The organism is Streptomyces sp. NPDC059564, from assembly GCF_042735575.1.
Taxonomy (GTDB): domain Bacteria; phylum Actinomycetota; class Actinomycetes; order Streptomycetales; family Streptomycetaceae; genus Streptomyces.
The window spans coordinates 1-5546 of record NZ_JBHWBP010000441.1 but is presented as its reverse complement, the minus strand read 5'-3'; the positions used below and the strand labels follow the sequence as shown (position 1 = coordinate 5546).

General features: G+C 72.7%; 5 protein-coding genes. 3 read left to right on the top strand and 2 right to left on the bottom strand.

The window, feature by feature from the left end; translation table 11 throughout:
• Positions 1-387 precede the first annotated feature (387 nt).
• Entirely contained in the window at positions 388-1203 is an 816-nt protein-coding gene (locus ACFV0Q_RS37665) for a hypothetical protein (RefSeq protein WP_385012017.1), read from the bottom strand.
• A 110-nt stretch (positions 1204-1313) separates the two neighbouring features.
• On the opposite strand from ACFV0Q_RS37665, the gene ACFV0Q_RS37660 reads away from it, so the two are divergent.
• Entirely contained in the window at positions 1314-1631 is a 318-nt protein-coding gene (locus tag ACFV0Q_RS37660) for a hypothetical protein (RefSeq protein WP_385012015.1), read from the top strand.
• An 8-nt stretch (positions 1632-1639) separates the two neighbouring features.
• Positions 1640-2839, top strand: a complete 1200-nt coding sequence (locus tag ACFV0Q_RS37655) for a glutathionylspermidine synthase family protein (protein ID WP_385012013.1) — start codon at positions 1640-1642, stop codon at positions 2837-2839.
• A gap of 20 nt (positions 2840-2859) precedes the next feature.
• Here ACFV0Q_RS37655 and rocD read toward each other — a convergent pair whose 3' ends face one another.
• Positions 2860-4062, bottom strand: coding sequence for an ornithine--oxo-acid transaminase (gene rocD, locus ACFV0Q_RS37650; protein ID WP_385012011.1), 1203 nt, complete (start codon positions 4060-4062; stop codon positions 2860-2862).
• A gap of 233 nt (positions 4063-4295) precedes the next feature.
• Here rocD and glyA point away from each other — a divergent pair.
• Positions 4296-5546: serine hydroxymethyltransferase (glyA, locus tag ACFV0Q_RS37645; protein ID WP_385012010.1), on the top strand; the 1251-nt coding region annotated here is incomplete at its 3' end.

The following is a 5546-nucleotide window of genomic DNA, read 5'->3' as shown; positions in this document are numbered from 1 at the left end:
CGGGTTCCCTTAGGAACCCGGGCCCGGCCCGTTTCGCCGTCCCCGGCGGCCCACTCCCGCTGCGCGGAGCCGCTCCCCGCCCCGCCCTTCCTCCGTTCCCGCCTCAGACCTCGGCGCGGCTCAAAGCCTCTGGGGCTCCGCCCCAGACCCCGCGCCTCAATCGCCGGCGGGGCTGGATTTTGGCGGGCCACCGCTGGCATGTGCGGCTGCACCAGGCGGGCTGGATTGCCCGCAAGGCAATTCCAGCCCCGCCGGCGTTTGAGGCGCGGGCGCGGAGCGCCGTGTAGTGGGCCGCGCCGGCGATTGAGGCGGGAACGGTGGAAGGGCGGGGAGGGGAGGGGACGGCCCCGCGCAGCGGCATCCCGCCGGGCCGGGGCCGGGCCGCGGCTACGCCTCCGGTTCGCCGAAGCGCGAGAGCGCAAGGGCGCCGGCCACCGCCACCACGAACCCGAGGACCGCCAGCCAGCCGAGCCCCTCCCGCGGCCGGTCGCCGAGCCACACCACGCCCACCACCGCCGGCCCGACGGTCTCGCCGAGGACCAGCCCGGCCGTCGCCGCCGTCACCGAGCCCCGCTGAAGCGCGGAGGTGAGCAGCAGGAACGCCGCCGCCCCGCCCAACAGCAGCGCGTACAACGCCGGGTTGGCCAGTTCCCGCCACGAGAGGGAGTCGATGAGGCGGACGGCCACCTCCACCACCCCGAACCCCGTCCCCGCCGCGAACCCCAGCACCAGCGCCCGCGAGCGGTCCGGCAGCCGCCCGGCCGCGGCGCCCACCAGCAGCACCAGCGCCGCCACCACCAGCAGCCCGAGTTCCAGCGCGAACGACCCCGTCCCGGACCCCTCCTCACCCGAGGCCAGCCCCAGCATCAGCAGCCCCGCGCACACCACCCCCACCGCGCCCCACTCCAGCCGCGAGAGCCGCACCCGCAGCAGCCGCGCCGCGACCACCGCCGTCACCGCGAGACTGGCGGCCAGCGCCGCGCCCACCGCGTAGATCGGGATGTGCCGCAGGGCGATGATCTGGAGCACGAAGCCGACCGCGTCCAGCCCCAGCCCGGCGAGATACCGCCACTGCCGCAACGCCCTCAGGAACAGCGCCGCGTCGACCCCCGAGCCGGTCCCCGGCTCCGCCGCCCGCGCCGCCACGGCCTGGAGCACCGACGCCGTACCGAAGCAAACGGCCGCACCCAGCGCGCAAAGCATCCCAATCAGCACGAACCGACTCTAGGCCCCGGCCGGGCCCGCCCACCCGTGACAAGGGTGTGACGACGGCCGGATTCCATCCCCCCGCGCCCCGCCATAGTCTGTCGGCCATGGACAGCAGTACGACCACCAGCACGAACACCACCCGCCGCCGCATGCGGTCCGGCGCGGTCGCCCTCGGCGGCATGGGCCTGCTCGCCGCCACCCTCGTGGCGTGCGGCAGCAGCGACGAGCCGGACAAGCGCTGCGCCTCCCGCTCCTCCCTCGACCACCTGAACATGAAGGAGTGCAAGAGCGGCGGCCGCGGCGCGTACTACTACGGAGGCTCCGTCAGCAACGGCAAGGTGAAGGGCGGCAGCTTCGACAAGTCCGCCGTCACCCGCGGCGGCATCGGCGGCCACAGCAGCTCCGGCTCCTCCGGCGGCTGAGCGCACCGATGCAGCGGCACACCATCGAACCCCGCCCCGACTGGCAGAAGACCGTCGAGGAGCAGGGCCTGATCTACCCCCTCACCCGGTACCCGGACGACTCCCTGCGCCCCTACTGGGACGAGAGCGCGTACTACTCCTTCTCCCTCCCGGAGGTCGAGGCGCTGGAGGGGGTCGTCGAGGAACTGCACGCCATGTGCCTGGCCGCGGCGGCCCACATCGTCGAGCACGACCGCTTCGCGGACCTCGGCATCACCGATCCCGGGCTGGCGGCGCTGATCACCGAGTCCTGGCGCCGCCGCGCCGAACAGCCCTCCCTCTACGGGCGGTTCGACCTGCGCTACGACGGCGACGGCCCGGCCAAGCTGCTGGAGTACAACGCCGACACCCCCACCTCACTGGTGGAGGCGGCCAGTCCGCAGTGGTTCTGGATGGAGGAACGCTTCCCCGGCGCCGACCAGTGGAACTCCCTCCACGAGCGGCTCGTCGAGGCCTGGCGCCGCCAGGCGGAGCTGCTGCCGCCCGGTCCGCTGCACTTCGCGCACTCCGAGACCGACGAGCTCGGCGAGGACCTGATGACGGTGGCCTACCTCCAGGAGACCGCCGAACAGGCCGGGCTGGACACCCACGCCCTGTCCGTCGAACAGATCGGCTGGGACAGCCTCTCGGGGCGCTTCGTGGACGAGAAGCTCCGCTTCATCCGCAGCTGCTTCAAGCTCTACCCGTGGGAATGGCTGGCCGAGGACGCCTTCGGCCCGCAGGTCCTCGGCACCTACGACCACGGCGGCGGCTCCGGCAGCACCGTCTGGATCGAACCGCTGTGGAAGATGCTGCTCGCCAACAAGGCGCTGCTGGCGGTCCTGTGGGAGCTCTTCCCCGAGCACCCGAACCTGCTGCCCGCCTACCTCGACGGCCCGCGCGAACTCGCCGAACCGGGCGGGAGCGGCTACGTGGCCAAGCCCCTGCTGGGCCGCGAGGGCGCCGGGGTCACCCTCCACGGGCCGGGCGGCGAGGGCGAGCCCTTCGTCCCGGCCGAGGGGGAGACGTACGTCTTCCAGGCCCTCGCCCCGCTGCCCGACTTCGACGGCAACCGCGTGGTGCTCGGAACCTGGGTGGTCGAGGAGGAGGCGGCGGGGCTCGGCATCAGGGAATCGGCGGGGCCGGTCACGGACGAGTACGCCCGCTTCCTGCCCCACGTCATCCTGTAGGAGCCGCCGGGCACGAGCTGTCAGGCCAGTACGGACCGCAGCCGGTCCAGGCCCCAGTCCAGGTCCTCCTTGCTGATCACCAGCGGCGGTGCGATCCGGATCGTCGACCCGTGGGTGTCCTTCACCAGCACCCCGAGCTCCATCAGCTTCTCGGAGATCTCCCGGCCCGTACCGCGGGACGGGTCGATGTCGATGCCCGCCCACAGCCCGCGTCCGCGTACGGCGGTCACCGCGCCGCCGCCGACCAGCAGGTTCAGCTCGTGGTGCAGGTGGTCGCCCAGCTCGGTGGCGCGCTGCTGGTACTCGCCGGAACGCAGCATCGCGATCACCTCCAGGGCGACGGCGCAGGCCAGCGGGTTCCCGCCGAAGGTGGACCCGTGCTCGCCCGGCCGGAACACCCCGAGCACGTCCCGGTCGGCGACCACGGCGGAGACGGGGACGACCCCGCCGCCCAGCGCCTTGCCCAGGATGTACACGTCGGGGACGACCCCCTCGTGCTCGCAGGCGAAGGTCCTGCCGGTGCGGCCCAGGCCCGACTGGATCTCGTCCGCCATGAAGAGGACGTTCCGCTCGCGCGTCAGTTCCCGTACGCCGGCCAGGTATCCGGCGGGCGGCACCAGCACCCCGGCCTCGCCCTGGATGGGCTCCAGCAGCACGGCCACCGTGTTCTCGGTGACGGCGTGGGCGAGCGCGGTGAGGTCCCCGTACGGGACGATCTCGAAGCCGGGCGTGTAGGGCCCGTAGTGGTCGCGCGCCTCGTGGTCCGTGGAGAAGGACACGATGGTGGTGGTGCGGCCGTGGAAGTTGTCGGCGGCGACCACGATCTTGGCGTGCCCGTCCGGGACGCCCTTGACCTCGTACCCCCACTTGCGGGCCGTCTTCACGGCCGTCTCCACGGCCTCCGCGCCCGTGTTCATGGGCAGCACCATGTCCTTGCCGCACAGCTCGGCGAGCTGCGTACAGAACTCCGCGAAGCGGTCGTGGTGGAAGGCGCGGGAGGTGAGGGTGACCCGTTCCAGCTGCTCGCGGGCCGCGTCGATGAGACGGCGGTTGCCGTGGCCGAAATTGAGCGCCGAGTATCCGGCGAGCATGTCGAGGTAACGGCGGCCCTCCACGTCGGTCATCCACGCGCCCTCCGCCGTGCTCACGACGACGGGCAGGGGGTGGTAGTTGTGCGCGCTGTGTTCCTCGGCGGAGCGGATGGCATCAGCAGTTCTCGACACGGGGTCTCCGATCGTCCGTCTGGCCGGTGACGTGGGTGGCGTCCTTTCTATCGTCGCTCGGATCCCGGACGGAGAAACCTATCTCCGGCGCGCCCGCTAAGGTGACCGGTACGCACGGCGACTGGCGTACGGAGAACCGACTCCGGGGGAGTCGTGCGCGCACGACCGCACACAGGGCCGCTCGCCTGGGCCTCGCGGGGACGAGATCTGACATCGACCCCGGAGGAACCGCCATGAGCGCGAACCACCGTCATCCCGCCCTGCTGGCCACCGACCCCGAGCTGGCCTCCTTCGTCGCCGCCGAGGAGGGCCTCCAGGCGGAGACCCTGCGGCTGATCCCCAGTGAGAACTACGTGTCCGCCGCCGTGCTGGAGGCCTCCGGCACGGTGCTGCAGAACAAGTACAGCGAGGGCTACCCGGGCCGCCGCTACTACGAGGGCCAGCAGAACATCGACCGCGTCGAGGCGCTCGCGGTCGAGCGGGCCAAGGGGCTGTTCGGGGTGGAGCACGCGAACGTGCAGCCGTACTCCGGGTCCCCGGCGAACCTGGCCGTCTACCTGGCCTTCGCGAAGCCGGGCGACACGGTGATGGGCATGGCCCTGCCGATGGGCGGGCACCTCACGCACGGGTGGGGGGTCTCGGCGACGGGCTCCTGGTTCCGGGGCGTCCAGTACGGGGTCCGGGCGCAGGACGGCCTGATCGACTACGACGCGGTGCGGGAGCTGGCGCTGAAGGAGCGCCCGAAGCTGATCTTCTGCGGCGGTACGGCGCTGCCGCGGACGATCGACTTCGCGGCGTTCGCCTCGATCGCGCGGGAGGCGGGCTCGATCCTGGTCGCGGACGTGGCCCACATCGCCGGCCTCATCGCGGGCGGGGCGCACCCGTCGCCGGTCGGGCACGTGGACGTGGTCTCGACGACCACCCACAAGACGCTGCGCGGGCCGCGGGGCGCGATGCTGATGTGCCGGGAGGAGCACGCGAAGGCCATCGACAAGGCGGTCTTCCCCGGGCTGCAGGGCGGGCCGCACAACCAGACGACCGCCGGCATCGCGGTGGCGCTGCACGAGGCGGCGCAGCCGGCGTTCACGGCGTACGCGCACGCGGTGGTCGCCAACGCGAAGGCGCTGGCCGCGGCGCTGCTGGAGCGGGGCTTCGACCTGGTGTCGGGGGGGACGGACAACCACCTGATCCTGATGGACCTGACCTCGCGGGGGGTGGCGGGCAAGGTGGCGGCGAAGGCCCTGGACCGGGCGGGGATCGTCGTGAACTACAACACGGTGCCGTTCGACCCGCGCAAGCCGTTCGACCCGTCGGGGATCCGGATCGGTACGCCGTCGCTGACCTCGCGGGGGCTCGGTGTCGCGCACATGCCGGTGGTCGCGGAGTGGATCTCCCGTGCGGTGGCCGCCGCCGGCAAGGCCGACGAGCCGGCCCTCGCCGCGATCCGCTCCGAGGTCTCGGACCTCATGGCCGCCTTCCCGGCC